Source organism: Burkholderia cepacia complex sp. TUM26381 (assembly GCF_057439935.1).
Genome location: NZ_CM172008.1, coordinates 1,037,000 through 1,054,926 on the forward strand (window position 1 = coordinate 1,037,000; position 17,927 = coordinate 1,054,926).

Sequence of the window (17,927 nt, forward strand, 5' to 3'; positions counted from 1 at the left end):
GTGACGCCGGACCCCGGCGTCAAAGCCTGAAAATGCGCGCCGCATTGCCGTGACAGACGCGCTGCCGTGTTGCGTCGTCGAGCGGCGCCTGCTCGATGAAGTCGGCCGCGACGGCCGTCGACTCGTACGGGTAGTCGACCGAAAACATCACCGCGTCGGCCCCCATTTCGCCGATCGCACCGATCAGCGCGGGCGCCGAACACACGCCCGACGTCGTGATCAGGATGTTTCGGCCGAAATAGTCGGAAGGCTGGCGTTCAAGCCTCACGCCGTGCGAATAGACGGCGAAGCGGCTGTCGAAGCGCCAGCGCAGGAACGGCAGGCCCTCGCCCATGTGCCCGAGGATCACCTTGACGCCCGGGAAACGGTCGAACACGCCGCCGAACAGCAGCCGCAGCGCATGGGTGCCCGTTTCGACTCCCCACCCCCATGCGGCGCCCGCCAGTTCCGGATGTCCGTCGAACACGCGCGGCGTCACGTACGCGTCGGCCGGATGCAGGTACAGCGGCACGTCGAGCGCCTGCAGGCACGCCCAGAACGGGTCGTACGCACGCTCGTCGTAATACGCGCCGAACGTGTGCCCGTTCACCAGCGCGCCCTTGAAGCCGAGCGTCGTGACGGTGCGCGTCAGTTCGTCGATCGCGGCATCCGGCGACTGCATCGCCAGCGTCGCGAATCCGCCGAAGCGCGACGGATGCCGCGCGATCTGTGCAGCCAGGAAATCGTTGCTCTCCCGCGCACGCGCCACCGCGACGGCGGCGTCGCGCTCGCCCTGCACGCTCGGGCCGGTCTGCGACAGGATCGTGTAGTCGATGCCCGCCCGGTCCATCTCGGCGAGCCGAAGCACGTCGAAATCGGCCAGCCGCGCGCCGAGGTCGGCCAGCACCGCCGGCGCGATGTGTTGCGTAAAACTCTTCGAGTACGCGTGGAACCCGGGCGTCGAAAAATGTTCTTCCAGCGCGATCTTGCGGATACGGTCGGTCACTTCATGCTCCATATATTCAGCATACTGACAATTTTGGCGGGATATCGCGGACGATGCCGTCCGCGGCCTGCCTTGCTCAGCGTCCTCCGAACAGGCGCTTGATGCGCCCCCAGACGACGCTCCAGATCATCGCGCCGACGTTGAACTTCGTCGTCGCCGGCCCGGCCGCGGGTGCGGCGTCGCCGCCGAGCTGCGCGGTGATGCGTGCCCCGAAATCGGCGATCATCCGCCGCACGAAATCCTTGACGAGCCCCGATCGCGAAAACTGCGCGAGCGGCCCCTGCAGCATGTATTCGAGCGTCACCGCGACACGCGTTTGCGCACCGTCTTGCTCGGGCGTCAGCGCATACGTGACGTCGCCGTTCGCGCGCGACCGGCTGATATTGTCCTGGCCGGCACCACGCATCACCGCGCGATGGTTCGCGTCGTCGCGCTCCAGCCGGGCCGAGCCCGCGAAGTTCGCGGACATCGGTCCGAACTTGATCGCGATGCGGCCCTTGACCTTCTCCGCGTCGTGCTCGACGAGTTCCGCGCCCGGCAGGCACGCGGTCACCGACGGCAGATCGCCCATGAACGCCCATACGCGCTCGAGCGGGAACGGCACGATGAAGCTGTCGTCGATCGCGGTCCAGCCCTTGCGGTCGGCGGCAGACGGCACGGTGGCGGACGGCTCCGCCACCTGAGCCGGGCGGACGGGCGGCGTCGCGGCGCCCGGCACCGGTTCGGCACGCTTCGCATCGAACGTCGTGAATCCGGCCGTCGCGCCGGCGCGCCCGGCGGGCCCGGCGACCGCCGGCAACGCCGACGGCACCGGCTGCGCGAGCGGATTGCGTCTCAGGTCGTCGAGCACCCAGCGAATCGCTGCAACAATGCCCATGTACCCGGTGCAGCGACACAGATTGCCCGACAGTTCGAGCCGGATGCGTGCCTCGTCCGCGTCCGGCAAGCGCTGCACGATATCGCGCGCAGTGATGAGCATCCCGGGCGTACAGTAGCCGCATTGCAACGCGTGATGCTGCGAGAACGCGCGGCGCAGCCGCGTCATCAGTTCGTCGTCGTCGAACCCCTCGATGGTCCGGACCTCACGTCGATCGCACGCGACCGCGAACGTGATGCACGCGCGCACCGGTTCGCCGTCGCACAGCACCGTGCACGCGCCGCATACGCCGTGCTCGCAGCCGAGGTGCGTGCCGGTCAGGTGATGGGTATCGCGCAGGAAATCGCCGAGATGCACGCGTGGCGCGACTTCGTTGCGGACGGGTTTGTCGTTGATCGTCAGTTCGATGGCAGACATGAAATCTTCCTGTCAAAAACGGCCTACCGGCCGAACACGGCGGCAAGACAGCGTTCGACCGCCGCCTCGTGCATGCCGCGATCGATCGCATCGGCGTTGGGCATCACGGTCGCGACCGCGTCGGCGATCGCCGTCTGCGTCGCCGCAGCCGGCCCGTGGCGGGCGATCTCCGCTGCCAGCGCATCGAGCGCGGCGGGCGGGCCGTCCAGCGCACCGGCCACCACGCGCGCCAGGCCCGTTTCCGCGTCGAAGACGGCCGCCGCGCTCGCGTGCGCGAATTCACCGGTCTTGCGGCACAGCTTGTAGTAGCCCCAGCGCACGGCGTCGCTCGTTCTGGGCACGAGCACCGCGGAAATCAGCTCGCCGTCCGCCAGTTGCGTCGTAAATGCGCCGAGCATGAACGCGGCCGCGCGAACCTGCCGGACACCCGACGGCCCGGTCAGTTCGAGCCGCGCATCGAGCGCGCTCAGCGCCAGCGGCCAGTCGGCCGCCGGATCGGCATGCGCGAGGCTGCCGCCGATCGTGCCGCGATTGCGGATCGCGCGGTACGCGATACCCGACGCGACAACCTGCAGCATGCCGCCGCGCAGCAGCGGATGCTTGCCGTCCTCGATTTCCGCGTGCGTGACGGCCGCGCCGATCCGGATGTCGCTGCCCGCTGCGCTGACCTGGCGCAAGGCATCGATGCGCGACACGTCGATCACGCGTGCCGGCCGCGCCAGCCGCAGATTCAGCATCGGCCCCATCGACTGGCTGCCGGCCATCGGCTTGGCGCTTCCGTTGCCCCGTTGCAGTTCGTCCAGCGCATCGGCGATCGACGCACACGCCACGTATTCGAATGCGGCGGCCTTCATCGGATTGCCTCCCCTGCCGCGACCGCGGAATGCGTGCCCGCGGCGTGGCCGCCTTTCGCCGCCTCGATCGCCTGCAGCAGCCGGCGCGGCGTCAGCGGCGTTTCCGATACCCGCGCGCCGAGCGGCCGAAGCGCATCGTTGACCGCATTGAAAAGCGCGGCCGGCGGCGCGATCGCACCGCCCTCGCCGACACCTTTCGCACCGAACGCCGTGTACGGCGACGGCGTTTCCATGTGATGGATCCGCAGCGACGGCAGCTCAGTCGGCCCCGGCAACATGTAGTCGGCCAGCGTCGACGTCAGCGGCTGCGCATTGTCGTCGTAGAGCGTCTCTTCGTAGAACGCGGTGCCGATTCCCTGTGCCGTCCCGCCGATCGTCTGTCCTTCGACCACCATCGGATTGATCATCGTGCCGCAGTCTTCGACGATCACGTAATCGAGGATCTCGACCTGCCCCGTTTGCGTATCGACCGCCACGACCGCCGCATGGGTCGCGTAGCTGAATGCGCCCGTGTCGACCGCCGGCTTGAAGCCTTGCGTCGTTTCCAGGCCGGCCAGGTCGACGCCCTTCGGCAACGTGTCCGGCCGCAGATACCAGGCCGCCGCGACGTCCGCGAGCGTGACGCTGCCGCTCGCGCCCACGACGCGCCCCGCGTCGAATCGCACCGCGCTTTCCGCTTCGTTCAGCAGGTGCGCGCCGATCCGGACCAGCCGCGGGACCAGTTCGCGACAGGCCGCGGCGACGGCGCCGCCCGCCATCACGATGCTGCGCGATGCATAGGTGCCGGTCGAATACGGCGTGAGCGCCGTATCGCCGTGCACCAGCCGGATCTTCTGCACCGGCACGCCGAGCACCTCGCTCGCGATCTGCGCGAGCGTCGTCTCCATGCCCTGCCCGTGCGAATGGATGCCCGCGCGCAGTTCGATGCCGCCGTCGGCCGTGATGCGCGCGGTGGCAAGATCGTAGCCCGGTACGACGGGCAGCCCCCACGACGCGAACACCGACGTGCCGTGTGCAGATTGCTCGGTGAAGGTGGCGAAGCCGACGCCGATCAACCGGCCGTCGGGCTCGCCCAGCGCCTGGCGCTGCCGCCAGCGCGACACGTCGATCTGCTCGACGGCCTGCTTCAGGCTTGCCTGGAAATCCCCGCTGTCATAGTGCTTCTTCACGACGTTCGTGTACGGCATGTCGGCACCGCGCACCAGGTTGTCGTGACGCACCTCCCACGCCTCGCGTCCGACCGCGCGCGCGATCGCGTCCATCGTCAGTTCGATCGCGAAGCACACGCCCGTTCGCGCGACGCCGCGATACGGCAGGAAGCCGGGCTTGTTGGTCGCCGCGCATTGCGTACGGCACCGGTAGCCGCGGAAATCGTACGGCCCGGGCAGGTTGCCGAGCGCTTGCCCGGCCTCGAGGCCGATCGTGAACGGCCACGCCGAATAGGCGCCACCGTCGATCAGCAGTTGAGCATCGAGCGCCAGCAGGCGGCCGCGATCGTCCGCATAGGCCGTCAGTTCGTAATGGTGCTGCCGCGTATTCGCGCCCGCGATCAGGTGTTCGCGCCGGTCCTCGATGAACCGGAACGGCCGCTTGTACGTCAGCGCGAGCCACGCGACGCACAGCTCCTCCTGCTGCAGCACGCACTTGTAGCCGAATGCGCCGCCGACGTCGGGCGAGATGACGCGCACCTGTGCCTGGTCGAGCCCGAGGCACTGCGCAAGGATCGTGCGGATCATGTGCGGCACCTGCGTCGACGTGATCACGACGAGCTGCGCCTGCGTGTGGTCCCAGTACGCGAGCGCGGCCTTGCCTTCCATCGGCACCATGCACTGACGCGCCAGATCCACCTTCTGCTTCACGACGACGGTCGCACGCTGCGCGTGCGCGTCGAAGTCGACATCGGCCTTCAGATCGAGAAACAGGTTGTCGGGCCAGTGATCGTGCACGCGCGTGTCGGTGCGCTCCCGCGCGGAAAACGCATTCGCGAACGCCGGCAATTCGTCGAGATCCAGCTCGATTTCCTCGGCGATGTCTTCCGCTTCCGCACGCGTTGCCGCGAAGCACATGGCGACCGGCTCGCCGACGAAGCGGACCTTGCCCGACGCCAGCGGCGGATGCGCGGACGACTGGTAGCTCGGCAGGCTCGAATCGGCGACGATATCCGTCGCGCCTGCCATGTCGTCCCGCACGATCACCTGGGCCGCATGCCGTTCGGGCTTGCCGATGCGACGAACGATCGCATGCGCAAGCGGACTGCGCAGGAACGCCACTTCCTGCAGGTCGGGAAACGTGTAATCCGCGACGAACCGCCCCTTCCCGTTCAGGTGCCGTTCGTCCTCCCGGCGTCGCACGCGCGCGCCGACGCCGCCGGTATCGACCGGCGCCTCCATGTTCGGTGCTTCGTTCATATGCTGTCCTCCCGGGCCGCCCGCAACGGACGCCCGCTCGTTTGCGCGCTCGCCATCAGACCGGATACGCGAGATCGTTGGCGATCAGCGCCGTGTCGTACACGGCCTGCCGCTCCTTCAGCAGCAGGCTGCTGCCGTTGCGTGCGAAGCGGTCGTACAGGCGGCCCGCCTGATGAACCGTTGTCGCGCCTTCAACCAGCGTCTGCAGCAGGACGTAATTGCTCTGCGCGACGATCTCCTCGTCGTTCGCGTCGAGAATCCGCACGTTCGTGACCAGATGCAGCACGCGGCGCGGCGCGAACATCTGCGTGCGCGAGATCGCGACCGCGCGATCGCGCAGCATGTCGCGGCCTTCCGCATAGACGAGCCCGACCGGCAACCCGCGTTCCGCATTCTCGTATTCGGTCACGCGATACACGCACTGCTCGGCAAAGAACTCGGGCCAGCGCTCCAGCTCGCCGTCGTCGAGCGCAGCGCAATACTCGGCGTGAAATGCCTCGACCGCCATGCGGGCCGCGATCGCATCCCCGTGCGCGACCGGCTTTTTGTCGAATCCTTTCAGCATCAGAACCCCATCACTTCCCGATAGTGTTTGTACATGGCGCGAATCGCCGCCTCCGAGATCAGGTTGTCCGCGGTACCGATCTTGTCGCCGTCGAGCCGGATCACACTGCGGTCGGTCACGGAGCGCCGCACGCCCTCCTGGACGAACTTCATCGCCTCGTTGTCCTCCAGCCCGAGAAAGCCCGCCGGCCCCATCAGGTTGCCCTGGCGCAGGCGGTGGCGAACCATGTCGTCGCTGTCGTCTTCGTAGCCGAACATCGTCCACAGCATGATCATGCTGTTCGGCCCGTTCGGCACGATGTGGCGCACGCCCAGCGTGTTCATTTCGCGCTGCACGACCAGGTTCGGCCAGATCGTCTGCATCGTCACCGACCATTCGGAATCGAACTCCTTGACGAATTCGAGGAAGCGCTCGTCACGCAGCACCATCCCTTCGTGGAACGACCGCATCTCCTTCTTCTTGTCCTCGTCGACCTGTGCGTAGAGATCGTCGCTCTTGGCCGACGCCATCGTGCCGTGAATCCCGTACTTGCCATCGGCGATCATCGCGGAACGGTTGCCCGCCACCAGCAGGCCGAACACCACGAGGAACGAATGCAGCAACGTCGCGTGATACGGATCCTTCAGGTTCTCGTGGTACATCTTCCAGTTGCACGGCAACTCGTTCTTGTAGAAGCCGAGAATGCGCAACCGCTTGCCGTTGAACACCGTATCGAAATCGGTGAGGATCTCCGGCGTCAGGTAATCCTCGAGCGGCTCCATGTCGTGCACGAACGATGCGAACACGACGCCGTTCCGCGTCGCGACCGCAAGCTTGCGCAGCCCGTGCGCGTCGTTGCGGAAATCCTTCGGCATGCCGCCGAGCTTGTTCACCCCGCGCTTGAACGGAATGCCTTGCAGGTTGCCTTTCAGGTCGTACGACCATTGGTGATACGGACAGACGAACTCCGCGTTGTTGCCGCGGCTGTGCCGGCAAAATTCCGCGCCGCGATGTGCGCACCGGTTCTCGAACACGTTGATCGACCCGTCTTCGGCGCGCGATACGACGACCGGCGTCGGCCCGACGTACGAACGCTTGTAGTCGCCGGCGTTCGGCACCTCGGCTTCGAGCGCGACGAAGTTCCAGGTCCGGCCGTGGAAGATCCGCTCGACCTCCCGCGCATAGACGGCGTCGCTGGTATAAACCCAGTCGGGAATCGCCTGAAGGCCTTCGTCGGGCCACGCGAGCGCTTCGACCGGAAGGTTTTTTGCCTGCGGCGTTCCGCCGCCGATGATGGTGTCGCACGAATACACGTTGTTCTCCGCTGGGGCGCAGCCGCTGCGCCCGAATTGATGACTACGCTGCCCGCTGGTCCAGCTGCCGCAACTTGACCGACGGGTCCGCCAGTGCGGCCGGGTCGACCGGCGTCCCGCGCTCGAGCAAGCGGCGCAATGCACGCAGTTCGCCTCCCTGGTTGATCGCCAGCGCATACACGATCGCGCCGCCGCGCAGTCCGATCGACAAGGCCTTCCCGTCCGGCGACGGCCGCTCGACCCAGCACTCGATCGCACTGTCCGGCATGCCGAGCATCTGGATGTTCCAGTCGTACTGATCGGTCCAGAACCACGGCGTGGGCCGATAGGCCAGCTGTTCGCCCGTCATGTTGGCCGCCGCGACGATCGCCTGTTCCTGCGCGTTCTGCCAGGACTCGAGACGCAGTCGCTGACCCGTCGCGCCGAACGGAAAGTTCGCGCAATCGCCCGCCGCATAGATGCCGGGCGCCGAGGTACGGCAGTACGCGTCGACCACGATGCCGTTGTCGGTTTCAATGCCCGACCGGCGCGCGAGATCGTCGTTCGGCGTCTGCCCGATCGCAACGACACAGAAATCGAAACCGACGCTGCCGCTTGCCGTTTCGAGGCGAACACCCGGCCCCGAATCGTCGACGCGCAATCCGCACGCATCGAAGACGAACCGCACGCCATGCGACTCGTGCTTGTCGCGCAGCCGCGCGGCAAATGCCGCCGGCACCGCCCGCGCCAGCAGCCGCGACGCCGATTCGAAGATCGTCACGTCGAGACCCCGCTTGCGCGCGCTGGCCGCGAATTCGAGACCGAGGAACCCGCCGCCGATCACCGCCACCGATTGCGCGGTGGCAAGCCGTTCACGCAAACGCATCGCATCCGCCAGCGTCCGCAACGAGTACACGTGCCGCCCTTCGCGCAGGCCCGGCCAGTGCCTGGCACGTCCGCCCGTCGTCAACAGGCACTGGTCGAAGCGGATCGACGGTCCGTCGCGGAACACGGCAACCCGATTCGCAAGATCGAGCCGCTCGACGCAATCGTCGCGCCATTCGATGCGCGAATCCTGATAAAACGACGCCGGATGCAGCCAGCCGGTGAAGCAATCCGCATCGTCGCGGGCAAGCAGCACGTCCTTCGACAGCGGCGGCCGCTCATAAGGGCGCGCAGGTTCATCGCCCGCGAGCACGATGCGGCCCCCGAACCCCCGTGCGCGCAGCGCCTCGGCCGCGCGCCCGCCGGCCTGCCCTGCCCCGACGATCAGGATCGTCTGCGACGCGTGCCGTGCATCGACCGTCGACGCGTTCATAGATCCACCATGATCGAATCGCCTTCGAGCCGGACGTCGTACACGCGTACCGGTGCCGTTGCCGGCGCGCACACTGCGGCGCCCGTGCGAATGTCGAAACGGCCCTGGTGAAGCGGACATTCGATACACCCGTCTTCCATGTAGCCGTCGCTCAACAGCGCGAACTGATGCGTGCACACGTTGTGCGTAGCGTGAACGTTCCCGTCGAGCAGATACAACGCAATCCGCTCGTCGCCGATCGTCACCGGAAGCGGTTCGTCTTCCACCAGGTCGGCCCGCTTCGCTGCGAATCTGTAACTCATCTGCTTGCCTCAATTAATCAGTATGCTGATGAATTAAGCTTAACAGCGTCAAAATCGAAGTCAAGCACTCCGGTCCAGTGTTTACCCGACGACATGACGCGTTACCGACCCGCTCGCAACAATTTCAAGAACGCGTGCCGGAGAAGCCGGGGCGTTGCCCGTCGTGCTGGATCCGCGACTTGCCGCACCGGCCAGGATCGACGAGGGACCGTCCCCCCAATGAGATATTGGAAGCCACCGCCGCGGATGCCGGAGAGTTCGACATGACGATCGACGTCGGCGAGTTGAAGCGCGGCCGCGCCGACGACGTGACGGCCGACATCGCGGGCGTACACCACGCATGCGGCGCGGTGCCGCTCAAGAGACCCTCGATACGGGGCGGCTGACCGACGACGAGACAATCCGCGCATGCGGGATGTGCCGCGATCTCGGCTCGGCGTTCGTGAAGACGTCGACCGGGTTCGGCCACGGCGATGCAACGCTCGCGGATGTCGCGCCGCTGACTGAACCGCCGCTGGCGTCAGCGGGTAAAGACGTTCAGCCCGCCGTCGCTGAACAGTTCGGCAGTCACGCGCGTCGGCGGCGTACCGGCGAACGTGAGCGCGTATTTCGACCCGGGCGGCGCCATTTCACCCGACGGGCTGATCGCGAACGTATCGCCGTCCCAATGCGCGCACGCGAACGGCACGTTGCCGGCACCGATCGTCAGCACCAGCGCGTTGTTGACCACGCTCACCGTCATCGGCCCGTAGTAGTCGTTGCCGTAGGTGCCCGCATAGGCGGCCAACGCTTGCGGCGGCGCCGGCGACACGGGAGCGGCGGCACCGGCCAGCGAACCGGCCGGCGCGGTCAGCGGGGCCGTCTGCTCCTTCGCGAAGGCCGCCCAGTCCCGCTGCTGCGCACCGTACTGGACCAGGTCGAGGAAGGCGAAACCGATCGCCTCCGCCACGCCGACCGGCCAGGTGTTGGTCAGCACGGCAATGCCGATGTCGAGCGACGGCACGAGCACGAAGAAGGTACCGGCGCCCAGCAGGAAGCCGCCGGAGTGGCTGACCATCGGCCGCCCGCCGTCGGCGGTCGTGCCGACGTTGAAGCCGAAGCCGTAGTACGCGGCGGCACCGTCCGCGCTCGCCGGGCGGATCTGGATTTGCGGCGACAGCGCCGGCGACAGCGCGGCGGCGGGGATCAGTTGCGTCGCGCCGGCGCGGCCGCCGGCCAGCACCATCGCCATCCATCGCGCGAGATCGTTGACCGACGAGCTCGCGCCGCCCGCCGGCGATTGCAGGTCGGCATCGCGCGGCGCCGCGACCGGCACGAACACGCCGTTGACGGGCACGTGCCCCACCGCATGGTTCGCGCTCGCCTGGTAGTCCGCGTATCGCGAGCTCGTGCGCGTCATCCCGAGCGGCGCATAAACGGCCTGCTCCGACAGCGTCGCCCAGTCGATGCCCGCCGCATTCGCGACGCCGATCGCCGCGGCGGTCAGGCCGATGTTCGTATACGCATAATGGCTTCGGTAGCCGACGAGCGGGATCTCGCGCAACCGGTTGAATACGGTCGCCTGGTCGAACCCGAGTTCCTCGAGCTGATCGCCGACATGCTCCGGCAGCCCCGAACGGTGCGCATACAGGTCGGCGACCGTCAGCGACTGCGTGACCGCCGGATCGGACAGCGCGAACGATGGCATCAGCTGCTGCATCCGCGTATCCCAACGCGCGACGCCCTTGCCGACCTGCGACGCGACGACCGTCGCACCGATCGACTTCGAGACCGACGCAAGCTGAAAGATCGTATCGGCGTCGACGGGCTGGCCGGTGGCCGTGCTGCACACGCCGTAGCCCTTCGCGAACAGCGTCTTCCCGCCGTGCACGACGGACACCGCGATGCCGGGCACGCCCGAGCTGCCGAGCAGCGCGCTCACGAGCGGGTCGAGCCGTGCGACGGCCGCCGCGACCTGTGCATCGGGCACCGGCGCGAGCGGATCCGGCGACACCGAATCGCCGCCGCACGCCTGCAGCATACCGAGGCCGCCGAGGCCGATTGCCGAGCCGAATGCCGTCTTGAGGAAGCGCCTGCGATCGAAAGAGTCGGTCATGATGCAAACCCCGTGGATTGGTGCGTGCGTGTTCTGTTCTTGATCTCCGGCGCGATCCGGCACGGTCCTGCCCCGATCGCCCGGATAATATGCCTGCCCCTCACGAATCCCACAATACCCGGGCGCCGTCGCGCACCGTCTTCCGCTCATGCCGCAACGCCGGCACAATGCCGCCCATGCGCTACGACAACACCTTCGTTTACCCGTCCGCCGGCATCGCCGGCCGGCTCGCCAACCGGATCGTCGGGAGCGGCCCGCTGCTGCGCGCACGCCGCGCGCTGCTGTCGCGGCTGCCGTTCCTGCAGCTCGCGAGCGACGTCGAGAACGTCGTGTATTGCACATGGGTCGTCGAGGTCGCCGCCGTCGCGCACCTCGTGCCGCGCGGCGTCACGCTTGCGAGCCGCGACGGCCGCACGCTGTTCACGACGCTCACCTATGCGCACCGGCACTTCGGCCCGCGTCTCGCCGGCCCGCTGCGGCGCGTGTTTCCGTCGCCGCTGCAGAGCAACTGGCGGCTCTACGTCGACGCGCTGCCGGACGGGATGCCGGCCGAGCGCACCGTGCTGTTCGTGAAGAACGTATTCGACCACCCGCTCTATGCGCTCGGTAGCCGGCTCTTCAGCGATGCGTTGCCGTCCCATCTCGCGCGGCGCTTCACGCATGCGGCCCACGCCGGACGCTACGACACGGTGCTGGCCGGCGGTGGCGGGAGTGCGCCCGACTTCCGCTGCACGGCCGAAGCGTCGGACGACCGGACGCTGCCCGCCGCCTTCGCGCCGTTCTTCGACGACTGGCGCGCGGCCGTCGCGTACCTGGCGCTGCAGCATGCGGCGATCGCGCATGTCCAGGACTGCGACCGTCTTGCCTGCGCGTCGATCGACCTGCCGATCCGCGTCGACGCGGTCCGGCCGCTGACGACGACCGGGCCCGCGGGCGGCGGCGATTTCCTCGCACGCATCGGCGCCACCGGCGAACCGATGTGCTTCGTTGTGCCCAACGTCGCGTTCCGTGTGCTGTCCGAGCGGTTGCTGTAACGCGGCGCTCAGCCGGTTCGGCGCCCGGGCGCGCCTTCGTCCGCGCCGCCTTCGTCCGCCAGCCGCCCCGCGTAATCGCGCGCAAACTGCACCGCAATCCGCCCCGAGCGCGCACCACGTTCGAGCGCCCATTGCAGCGCCGGCTCGCGCGCCGCACGGATCTGCCCGTCATCGAACCCGGCCGCGCCGAGACAGCTCTCGACGACGGCCAGATACTCGTCCTGCGTGAAGCCGTAGAACGTGACCCAGATCCCGAAGCGCTCGGACAGCGAGATCCGCTCCTCGACCGCATCGCCCGGATGCAGCTCGCCGTTCTCCGCGCGCGTCACGTTCGCGTTGTCGCTCGCCTGCTCGGGCATCAGGTGGCGGCGATTGGACGTCGCGTACACCAGCACGTTCGACAGGTCGCTCGCAACCGAGCCGTCGAGCACCGTCTTGAGCCCCTTGTAGCCGGTCTCGCCGGCCTCGAACGACAGGTCGTCGCAGAACACGATGTAGCGCTCGGGCCGTGTGCGCACCAACTCGACGATCGCCGGCAGATCGTTCAGCCCTTCCTTGCTGACCTCGATCAGCCTCAGCCCGTGCGCCGCGAACGCGTGCAAGCACGCCTTCACGATCGACGACTTGCCGGTGCCGCGCGCGCCGGTCAGCAGCACGTGATTGGCCGCGAACCCGCGCACGAACTGCCGCGTGTTCCGTTCGACGATCGCCGCCTGCCGGCCGACGTTGCGCAGCGCGTCAAACGCGACGAGCGCGGGCGTGGCGATCGGCTCGAGCGGCGCCGATCGATCGCCTGCGCCGAAACCGCGCCAGCGAAACGCGATGGCCGCATCGAAATCGACGGCCGCCTGCCGCCCGGTGCCCGCCATCGCTTCGAGCGCGGTCGCGATACGTTCGAGGTGGCGCGCAAGCGACGGGTCGGCAACCGGTGCATGGCCGTCCGGCAGCGCGGCGATCAGGTCCTGCACGTCGAAACCGGCGCTCATTGGCGGGCGCCTTGCGACGCACCTGCATGGAACGGGAACCGCTGCGCGATCGCCACGCCGACAAGCGCGACGCCTCCGCCGATCAGGTGATACAGCCGCAGCGATTCGCCGAGCAACACGATCGCGCCGCCGGCCGTCATCACGGGCAGCAGGTTCATGAACATCGCGCAGCGGCTCGGGCCGAGCAGCCGCACGCCCTGCATCCACAGATAGGGCAGCACCACCGACGCCAGCACGCCGGCGTACAGGATCAGCGGCACGCTCGCGCGCGTCGGCCACGCGGCCTGCGCGGGCAACCGCAGCAGCATCGGCACCATGAACACGAGCGCGGCCAGCGCCTGCACGTAGGTCGACTGCCATGCCGGCAGCGCACCGATGCGCCAGCGCTTGAGCAACACGCCGTAAAGCGCGTACGCGGCCGACGCGGCCAGCATCAGCAGGTCGCCCGCATGCACGCCGCGCGCGGCGATCGCCGTCGGGTGCCCTTCTGCGATCAGGTAGACGACACCCGCGAGCGACAGCACCCCGCCGCCGATCATGCCCGCGCCCGGCGGATCGCCGAGCAGCAGCGAGCTGAGCACCATCGTCATCAGCGGCACGAGCGCGGTGATGATCGCCATGTTGGTCGCGCTGGTCGTCTTCGCGGCCTCGTAGGACAGGCTCTGGAACAGCGCCATCGCGAGAAAGCCGAGCACCGCGAGCTTCGGCAAGTGCGCGACGAGACTCGCGCGGTTGCGCCACGCGGGGGCCAGCGTGAAAACGCTCATCAGCGCGACGGCGAGCAGCAGCCGGTAGAACGTGATGGCCGACGGGTCGATCGTCGACGCCGACAGCTTCGACACCACGACGTTGCCGGCCCACAGCGCGATCGCGCAGAAGGGAAACAGAAAAGGAGACTTGTTCATCGCGTTTGACGGATTAATATCCTGACAGGGGATCTGGCGTGAATCGGAACGCCATCGTGCCCGTCCGCCCAACTGCCTGTCTCACGCCAAAATGTCAGGACTTATCGCCAATCGGACAATCGAGTCCACCCAGCCCTTCGCGCACCTGCGCTACGAATCGACGCCGATGCCCGTGGCGGCGATGGCGGCCGCGTACGTGCACGGCACGTTGATCCCGACGCACAGCCATCGCCGCGCGCAGCTCCTCTATGCGATCGAGGGCGTGATGCACGTGCAGTCCGAAGGCGCGTCGTGGGTCGTGCCGCCGACGCGCGGCGTGTGGCTCGAAGCCGGCCTCGACCATACGGTGCAGATGAGCGGCGACGTGCAGATGCGCACCGTATTCGTCGAACCGGGCGCGGTCGAGCACCTGCCTGCGCGCAGTTGCGCGGTGGAAGTGCATCCGCTGCTGCGCGAGCTGATCCTCGCCGCAGTCGACGTGCCGCTCGACTATGCGCCCGGCTCGCGCCACGATCACCTGATGCACCTGCTGCTGGCCGAGGTGACGGTCGCGCCGCTGCTGCCGCTGTACCTGCCGTGGCCGCACGATGCGCGCCTGCGGACGATCTGCGATACGCTCGTCACCACGCCCGACGACCTGTGCACGATCGCCGAGTGGGCCGACAAGCTCGGCCTGTCGGTGCGCACGCTGCATCGCGCGTTCCGGCGCGAGACGGGGCTCAGCTTCCGCCGCTGGCGCGAGCAGGCGCGGCTGCTGCTCGCGCTCAAGCGTCTTGCGCACGGCGAGAAAGTGCTGACCGTTGCGATGGATCACGGCTACAGCAGCCAGAGTGCGTTCTCCGCGATGTTCAAGCGGCATTTCGGCATGTCGCCGTCGGCGTTCTATGCGTAGCAGCCACGCTACCGCGCCGCGATTCCCGCGATGAAGCACGCGCACGCAGCCGCCGACGCGACCGTGCGCACGTGATTCCACATCGTCCAGTCGTGCACGTAGCGCGTCCACAGCGCCACGCCTTGCGCGGTCGCCGGATCGGCCGCGGCAAGCGCATCGTTGAGCGGCACGTTGACGGCCATCGTCACCGCGAACATGCCGAACACGTACAGCACGCCGCCCGCGACCGCCGCCATCGCGCCCGGCTGGTCGCGATTGAACAGCGCGATCACGACGAGCGCGAGCGCCATCAGCGTCGTGCCGAGGAACAGCGGCATGAACGGCGAACGCACGATGTCGACGTTGATCGCATTCATCGCGGCCGTGCCGGCCTGCGGCGCGATCCGTCCGAGCGACGTCATCACGAACGTCGAGAACGCGAAGTACACGCCGGCCATCAGCCCGCAACCGATGGCCGAACCCCACAGCAATGCGGCAGTCACGAAGGCGATCATGGTCAGGCGCTCCACACGCCGGTGGCGGCCGTCGCTCGCGCATAGTCGGCGAAATCGCGCGCCGGCCGCCCGAGCGTCTGTTCGATGCCGTACGCCACCGCGCTGTTGCGCCCGTCGAGCACCACGCGGAACAGATCGTCGAGCAGTTCGACGACCGGCTCCGGCACCCCGGCCTCGCGCAGCCCGGCGACGAACGCTTCGGGTGGAATCTCGCGATAAGCAACGGGCCGGCCGGCAGCCCGCGCGATTTCGCCGACTGCTTCAGCGAACGTCAGCGCGCGCGGGCCCGTGACTTCGATCACGCGGTCCGCGAACCGCGCATCGGTGAGCGCGGCCACGGCCACGTCCGCGAGGTCGTCCGTATCGACGAACGGCTCGCGCACCGCGCCTGCCGGCAGCGCGACTTCGCCGGCCAGCACGCTGTCGAGCAGATAGCCCTCGGAGAAGTTCTGGTTGAACCAGCTGGCGCGCACGACACCCCAGCCCACGCCCGACGCCTGCAGCGCGGCCTCGGCCGCCAGTGCGCCGGGCTCGCCGCGCCCGGACAGCAGCACCACGCGCTCGACACCGCTTTCCCGTGCAAGCCGCGCAAAGGCCGCGATCGCTTCCACGGCGCCTTCAACGGACAAGTCGGGCTGGTAGGTCACATACGCGGCCGACACGCCGTCGAGCGCGGCGGGCCAGGTCGCGGGCGCCGTCCAGTCGAAGCGGACGGCCGACGTGCGCGACACCGGGCGCGTCGCGAGGCCGCGTGCACGCAGCCGCGCATCGACGCGGGCGCCCGTCTTGCCCGAACCGCCGACGATGAGGATGGGAAGTGCCGACATGTGCGTCTCCTTTGACGAAAATACGAGAATGTCTCGCGTTTCAAAAACACGATAGACTCTCGCATTAGCAACGTCAAGTTTTTCCGGAGGCGGCATGGGCCGACAAAAATCGGGGCAGAACGACGAGCCCGACGCGGCGGCAGCGGACGCGCCGGCGCGCGCACGGCTGGTGCCGACGCAACAGCGCAGCCGCGAGCGGTTCGAGCGCATCCTTGCGTGTGCGTCGGAAGTGATGATCGAGAAGGGCTGCGACGCATTCCGGATGAGCGACATCGTCGAGCGCACGGGCATCTCGTTCGGTTCGCTGTATCAGTACTTTCCGGACAAGGCGGCCGTGATCGGCACGCTCGCGGAGCGCTACAACGCGGTCGGGCACGACTGCGTGCGGCGCGACCTCGCCGCGATGAAGACGCTCGACGACCTGCACGCCACGCTCGCCCGCATCACGGACAGCTACTACCGGATGTTCGTCGACGCGCCGCTGATGCGCGACATCTGGCGCGCGACGCAGGCCGACCGCGCGCTGCAGGATCTCGACCGGGCGGACGGCGAATTCCTGGCCGGGCTGTTCGCGGATGCGCTGGGAGACGTGGCGCCCGACACGACACGTGCGCAACGCAGCGCATTCGCCGAGCTGATGATGATCCAGATCGCGGCGGCCGTGCGCCACGCGATCACGTTGCCGCCGAAGGCGGCGCGGCAGATCCTCGCGATGTTCAAGCGCGCGCTGCCGCGCGACCTGTCGGTGCTCGACGCATAATCGCGCCGCACAATGCACGCGGCCGCCCGAAGGCGGCCGCGTGAAGTGGCAGGACGTGCCGCTTACTTGCCGTAGTCGTACACGCCGCGCCCGGTCTTGCGCCCGAGCCGCCCGGCCGACACCATCTCGCGCAGCAGCGGGCACGCGCGATACTTGGGATCGCCGAAGTCCTTCACGAACACGTCCATCACGGCGAGGCACACGTCGAGGCCGACGAGGTCGGCCAGCGCGAGCGGCCCGATCGGGTGGTTCGCGCCGAGCTTCATCCCCGCGTCGATCTCCTCCGCCGATGCGATGCCTTCGGCCAGCACGAAGAACGCTTCGTTGATCATCGGCACCAGGATCCGGTTCACGACGAAGCCCGGCGAATTGCGCACGCCGATCGGCGACTTGTCGAAACGCTCGGTCAGTGCGCGCACGGCCGACGCGGTCGCATCGCTCGTCTGCAGCCCGCGGATGATCTCGACGAGCGGCATCAGCGGCACCGGGTTGAAGAAGTGCATGCCGAGGAAACGCGACGGCTCCGCGAGCAGCGCCGCGAGCGCGGTGATCGAGATCGACGACGTGTTGGTCGCGATGATCGCGTCGGGGCGCGCGACGGCCTCGATCTGCTTCAGGATGCGGCCCTTCAGCTCGACGTTCTCGGTCGCCGCTTCGATCACGATGTCGACCGATGCGAGCTTCGCGTAGTCGGTCGACGTCGTGATGCGCGCGAGCGCCGCATCGCGTGCGGCCGCGTCGAGCTTCTCCTTCGACACGAGCCGCTCCAGGCTGCCCTTCAGCGTGGCGAGGCCCTTGTCGAGCGCGGCGTCGCTGACGTCGATCATCACGACGTTGAGTCCCGCAACGGCAGCCGTTTGCGCAATGCCGTTACCCATGGTTCCGGCGCCCACGACGCCGACGATTTCGATGGCCATGAATTTTCCTGTGTGTTCGG

Annotated in this window: 17 protein-coding genes and 1 pseudogene; 4 read left to right on the forward strand and 14 right to left on the reverse strand. The window is 68.0% G+C overall.

Annotation, left to right across the window (positions count from 1 at the left end; translation table 11 throughout):
* Positions 1-19: 19 nt before the first annotated feature.
* From ACWMMN_RS36535 to ACWMMN_RS36570, 8 genes are all read right to left on the reverse strand, one after another.
* The gene (locus ACWMMN_RS36535; RefSeq protein WP_340626150.1) at positions 20-985 is read right to left on the reverse strand and encodes an amidohydrolase family protein; all 966 of its coding nucleotides are present in this window, start codon (positions 983-985) and stop codon (positions 20-22) included.
* 76 nt (positions 986-1,061) lie between these two features.
* Positions 1,062-2,279, reverse strand: coding sequence for a xanthine dehydrogenase family Fe-S subunit (locus tag ACWMMN_RS36540; protein ID WP_486424240.1), 1,218 nt, complete (start codon positions 2,277-2,279; stop codon positions 1,062-1,064).
* Between the two features lie 23 nt (positions 2,280-2,302).
* Positions 2,303-3,133, reverse strand: a complete 831-nt coding sequence (locus ACWMMN_RS36545) for an FAD binding domain-containing protein (protein ID WP_486424241.1) — start codon at positions 3,131-3,133, stop codon at positions 2,303-2,305.
* A complete protein-coding gene (locus ACWMMN_RS36550; protein WP_486424242.1) occupies positions 3,130-5,541 on the reverse strand; it encodes a xanthine dehydrogenase family protein molybdopterin-binding subunit in 2,412 nt (803 codons plus the stop codon). The genes ACWMMN_RS36545 and ACWMMN_RS36550 overlap by 4 nt, the downstream gene beginning before the upstream one ends.
* 55 nt (positions 5,542-5,596) lie before the next feature.
* Positions 5,597-6,106, reverse strand: coding sequence for an aromatic-ring-hydroxylating dioxygenase subunit beta (locus ACWMMN_RS36555; RefSeq protein ID WP_059242201.1), 510 nt, complete (start codon positions 6,104-6,106; stop codon positions 5,597-5,599).
* Positions 6,106-7,398 carry an aromatic ring-hydroxylating dioxygenase subunit alpha gene (locus ACWMMN_RS36560; RefSeq protein ID WP_174994031.1) on the reverse strand — a complete coding sequence of 431 codons (1,293 nt, stop codon included), beginning with the start codon at positions 7,396-7,398 and terminating at the stop codon, positions 6,106-6,108. The genes ACWMMN_RS36555 and ACWMMN_RS36560 overlap by 1 nt, the downstream gene beginning before the upstream one ends.
* Positions 7,399-7,441: 43 nt before the next feature.
* Complete coding sequence (locus ACWMMN_RS36565) at positions 7,442-8,767, reverse strand: NAD(P)/FAD-dependent oxidoreductase (RefSeq protein WP_486424243.1); 1,326 nt, start codon at positions 8,765-8,767, stop codon at positions 7,442-7,444.
* A complete protein-coding gene (locus ACWMMN_RS36570; protein WP_059242207.1) occupies positions 8,692-8,997 on the reverse strand; it encodes a non-heme iron oxygenase ferredoxin subunit in 306 nt (101 codons plus the stop codon). The genes ACWMMN_RS36565 and ACWMMN_RS36570 overlap by 76 nt, the downstream gene beginning before the upstream one ends.
* 221 nt (positions 8,998-9,218) lie before the next feature.
* On the opposite strand from ACWMMN_RS36570, the pseudogene ACWMMN_RS36575 reads away from it, so the two are divergent.
* A pseudogene (locus tag ACWMMN_RS36575) lies at positions 9,219-9,493 on the forward strand (deoxyribose-phosphate aldolase); the annotation flags it as partial.
* 24 nt (positions 9,494-9,517) lie between these two features.
* Here ACWMMN_RS36575 and ACWMMN_RS36580 read toward each other — a convergent pair.
* A complete protein-coding gene (locus tag ACWMMN_RS36580; protein WP_059242209.1) occupies positions 9,518-11,092 on the reverse strand; it encodes a serine hydrolase in 1,575 nt (524 codons plus the stop codon).
* A gap of 167 nt (positions 11,093-11,259) precedes the next feature.
* On the opposite strand from ACWMMN_RS36580, the gene ACWMMN_RS36585 reads away from it, so the two are divergent.
* Positions 11,260-12,126, forward strand: coding sequence for a DUF2071 domain-containing protein (locus ACWMMN_RS36585; RefSeq protein WP_059242211.1), 867 nt, complete (start codon positions 11,260-11,262; stop codon positions 12,124-12,126).
* A gap of 8 nt (positions 12,127-12,134) precedes the next feature.
* Here ACWMMN_RS36585 and ACWMMN_RS36590 read toward each other — a convergent pair whose 3' ends face one another.
* Both ACWMMN_RS36590 and ACWMMN_RS36595 read right to left on the reverse strand, forming a co-directional pair.
* On the reverse strand, positions 12,135-13,112 hold the full coding sequence (locus ACWMMN_RS36590; protein WP_059242213.1) for an ATP-binding protein: 978 nt from the start codon (positions 13,110-13,112) through the stop codon (positions 12,135-12,137).
* Positions 13,109-14,017, reverse strand: a complete 909-nt coding sequence (locus tag ACWMMN_RS36595; RefSeq protein ID WP_059242215.1) for a DMT family transporter — start codon at positions 14,015-14,017, stop codon at positions 13,109-13,111. Before ACWMMN_RS36595 ends, ACWMMN_RS36590 begins: the two co-directional genes overlap by 4 nt.
* 91 nt (positions 14,018-14,108) lie before the next feature.
* Here ACWMMN_RS36595 and ACWMMN_RS36600 point away from each other — a divergent pair, with 91 nt between their 5' ends.
* Positions 14,109-14,909 carry an AraC family transcriptional regulator gene (locus ACWMMN_RS36600; protein WP_059242217.1) on the forward strand — a complete coding sequence of 267 codons (801 nt, stop codon included), beginning with the start codon at positions 14,109-14,111 and terminating at the stop codon, positions 14,907-14,909.
* Positions 14,910-14,917: 8 nt separating this feature from the next.
* Here the strand turns inward: ACWMMN_RS36600 and ACWMMN_RS36605 are convergent, their stop codons facing one another.
* The gene (locus ACWMMN_RS36605) at positions 14,918-15,403 is read right to left on the reverse strand and encodes an anthrone oxygenase family protein (RefSeq protein WP_256087541.1); all 486 of its coding nucleotides are present in this window, start codon (positions 15,401-15,403) and stop codon (positions 14,918-14,920) included.
* Positions 15,404-15,405: 2 nt separating this feature from the next.
* On the reverse strand, positions 15,406-16,230 hold the full coding sequence (locus tag ACWMMN_RS36610; protein WP_059242220.1) for an NmrA family NAD(P)-binding protein: 825 nt from the start codon (positions 16,228-16,230) through the stop codon (positions 15,406-15,408).
* 94 nt (positions 16,231-16,324) lie between these two features.
* Here ACWMMN_RS36610 and ACWMMN_RS36615 point away from each other — a divergent pair, with 94 nt between their 5' ends.
* Complete coding sequence (locus ACWMMN_RS36615; RefSeq protein WP_059242222.1) at positions 16,325-16,990, forward strand: TetR/AcrR family transcriptional regulator; 666 nt, start codon at positions 16,325-16,327, stop codon at positions 16,988-16,990.
* A 62-nt stretch (positions 16,991-17,052) separates the two neighbouring features.
* Here the strand turns inward: ACWMMN_RS36615 and ACWMMN_RS36620 are convergent, their stop codons facing one another.
* Positions 17,053-17,907, reverse strand: a complete 855-nt coding sequence (locus ACWMMN_RS36620) for a 3-hydroxybutyryl-CoA dehydrogenase (protein ID WP_059242224.1) — start codon at positions 17,905-17,907, stop codon at positions 17,053-17,055.
* Between the last annotated feature and the right edge of the window lie 20 nt (positions 17,908-17,927).

Coding starts and splice junctions, on each gene's coding strand:
- ACWMMN_RS36540 (WP_486424240.1), bottom strand. CDS start 2,279: ATGTCTGCCATCGAACTGACGATCAACGACAAACCCGTCCGCAACGAA.
- ACWMMN_RS36545 (WP_486424241.1), bottom strand. CDS start 3,133: ATGAAGGCCGCCGCATTCGAATACGTGGCGTGTGCGTCGATCGCCGAT.
- ACWMMN_RS36550 (WP_486424242.1), bottom strand. CDS start 5,541: ATGAACGAAGCACCGAACATGGAGGCGCCGGTCGATACCGGCGGCGTC.
- ACWMMN_RS36555 (WP_059242201.1), bottom strand. CDS start 6,106: ATGCTGAAAGGATTCGACAAAAAGCCGGTCGCGCACGGGGATGCGATC.
- ACWMMN_RS36570 (WP_059242207.1), bottom strand. CDS start 8,997: ATGAGTTACAGATTCGCAGCGAAGCGGGCCGACCTGGTGGAAGACGAA.
- ACWMMN_RS36580 (WP_059242209.1), bottom strand. CDS start 11,092: ATGACCGACTCTTTCGATCGCAGGCGCTTCCTCAAGACGGCATTCGGC.
- ACWMMN_RS36585 (WP_059242211.1), top strand. CDS start 11,260: ATGCCGCCCATGCGCTACGACAACACCTTCGTTTACCCGTCCGCCGGC.
- ACWMMN_RS36590 (WP_059242213.1), bottom strand. CDS start 13,112: ATGAGCGCCGGTTTCGACGTGCAGGACCTGATCGCCGCGCTGCCGGAC.
- ACWMMN_RS36595 (WP_059242215.1), bottom strand. CDS start 14,017: ATGAACAAGTCTCCTTTTCTGTTTCCCTTCTGCGCGATCGCGCTGTGG.
- ACWMMN_RS36600 (WP_059242217.1), top strand. CDS start 14,109: ATGTCAGGACTTATCGCCAATCGGACAATCGAGTCCACCCAGCCCTTC.
- ACWMMN_RS36605 (WP_256087541.1), bottom strand. CDS start 15,403: ATGATCGCCTTCGTGACTGCCGCATTGCTGTGGGGTTCGGCCATCGGT.
- ACWMMN_RS36610 (WP_059242220.1), bottom strand. CDS start 16,230: ATGTCGGCACTTCCCATCCTCATCGTCGGCGGTTCGGGCAAGACGGGC.
- ACWMMN_RS36615 (WP_059242222.1), top strand. CDS start 16,325: ATGGGCCGACAAAAATCGGGGCAGAACGACGAGCCCGACGCGGCGGCA.
- ACWMMN_RS36620 (WP_059242224.1), bottom strand. CDS start 17,907: ATGGCCATCGAAATCGTCGGCGTCGTGGGCGCCGGAACCATGGGTAAC.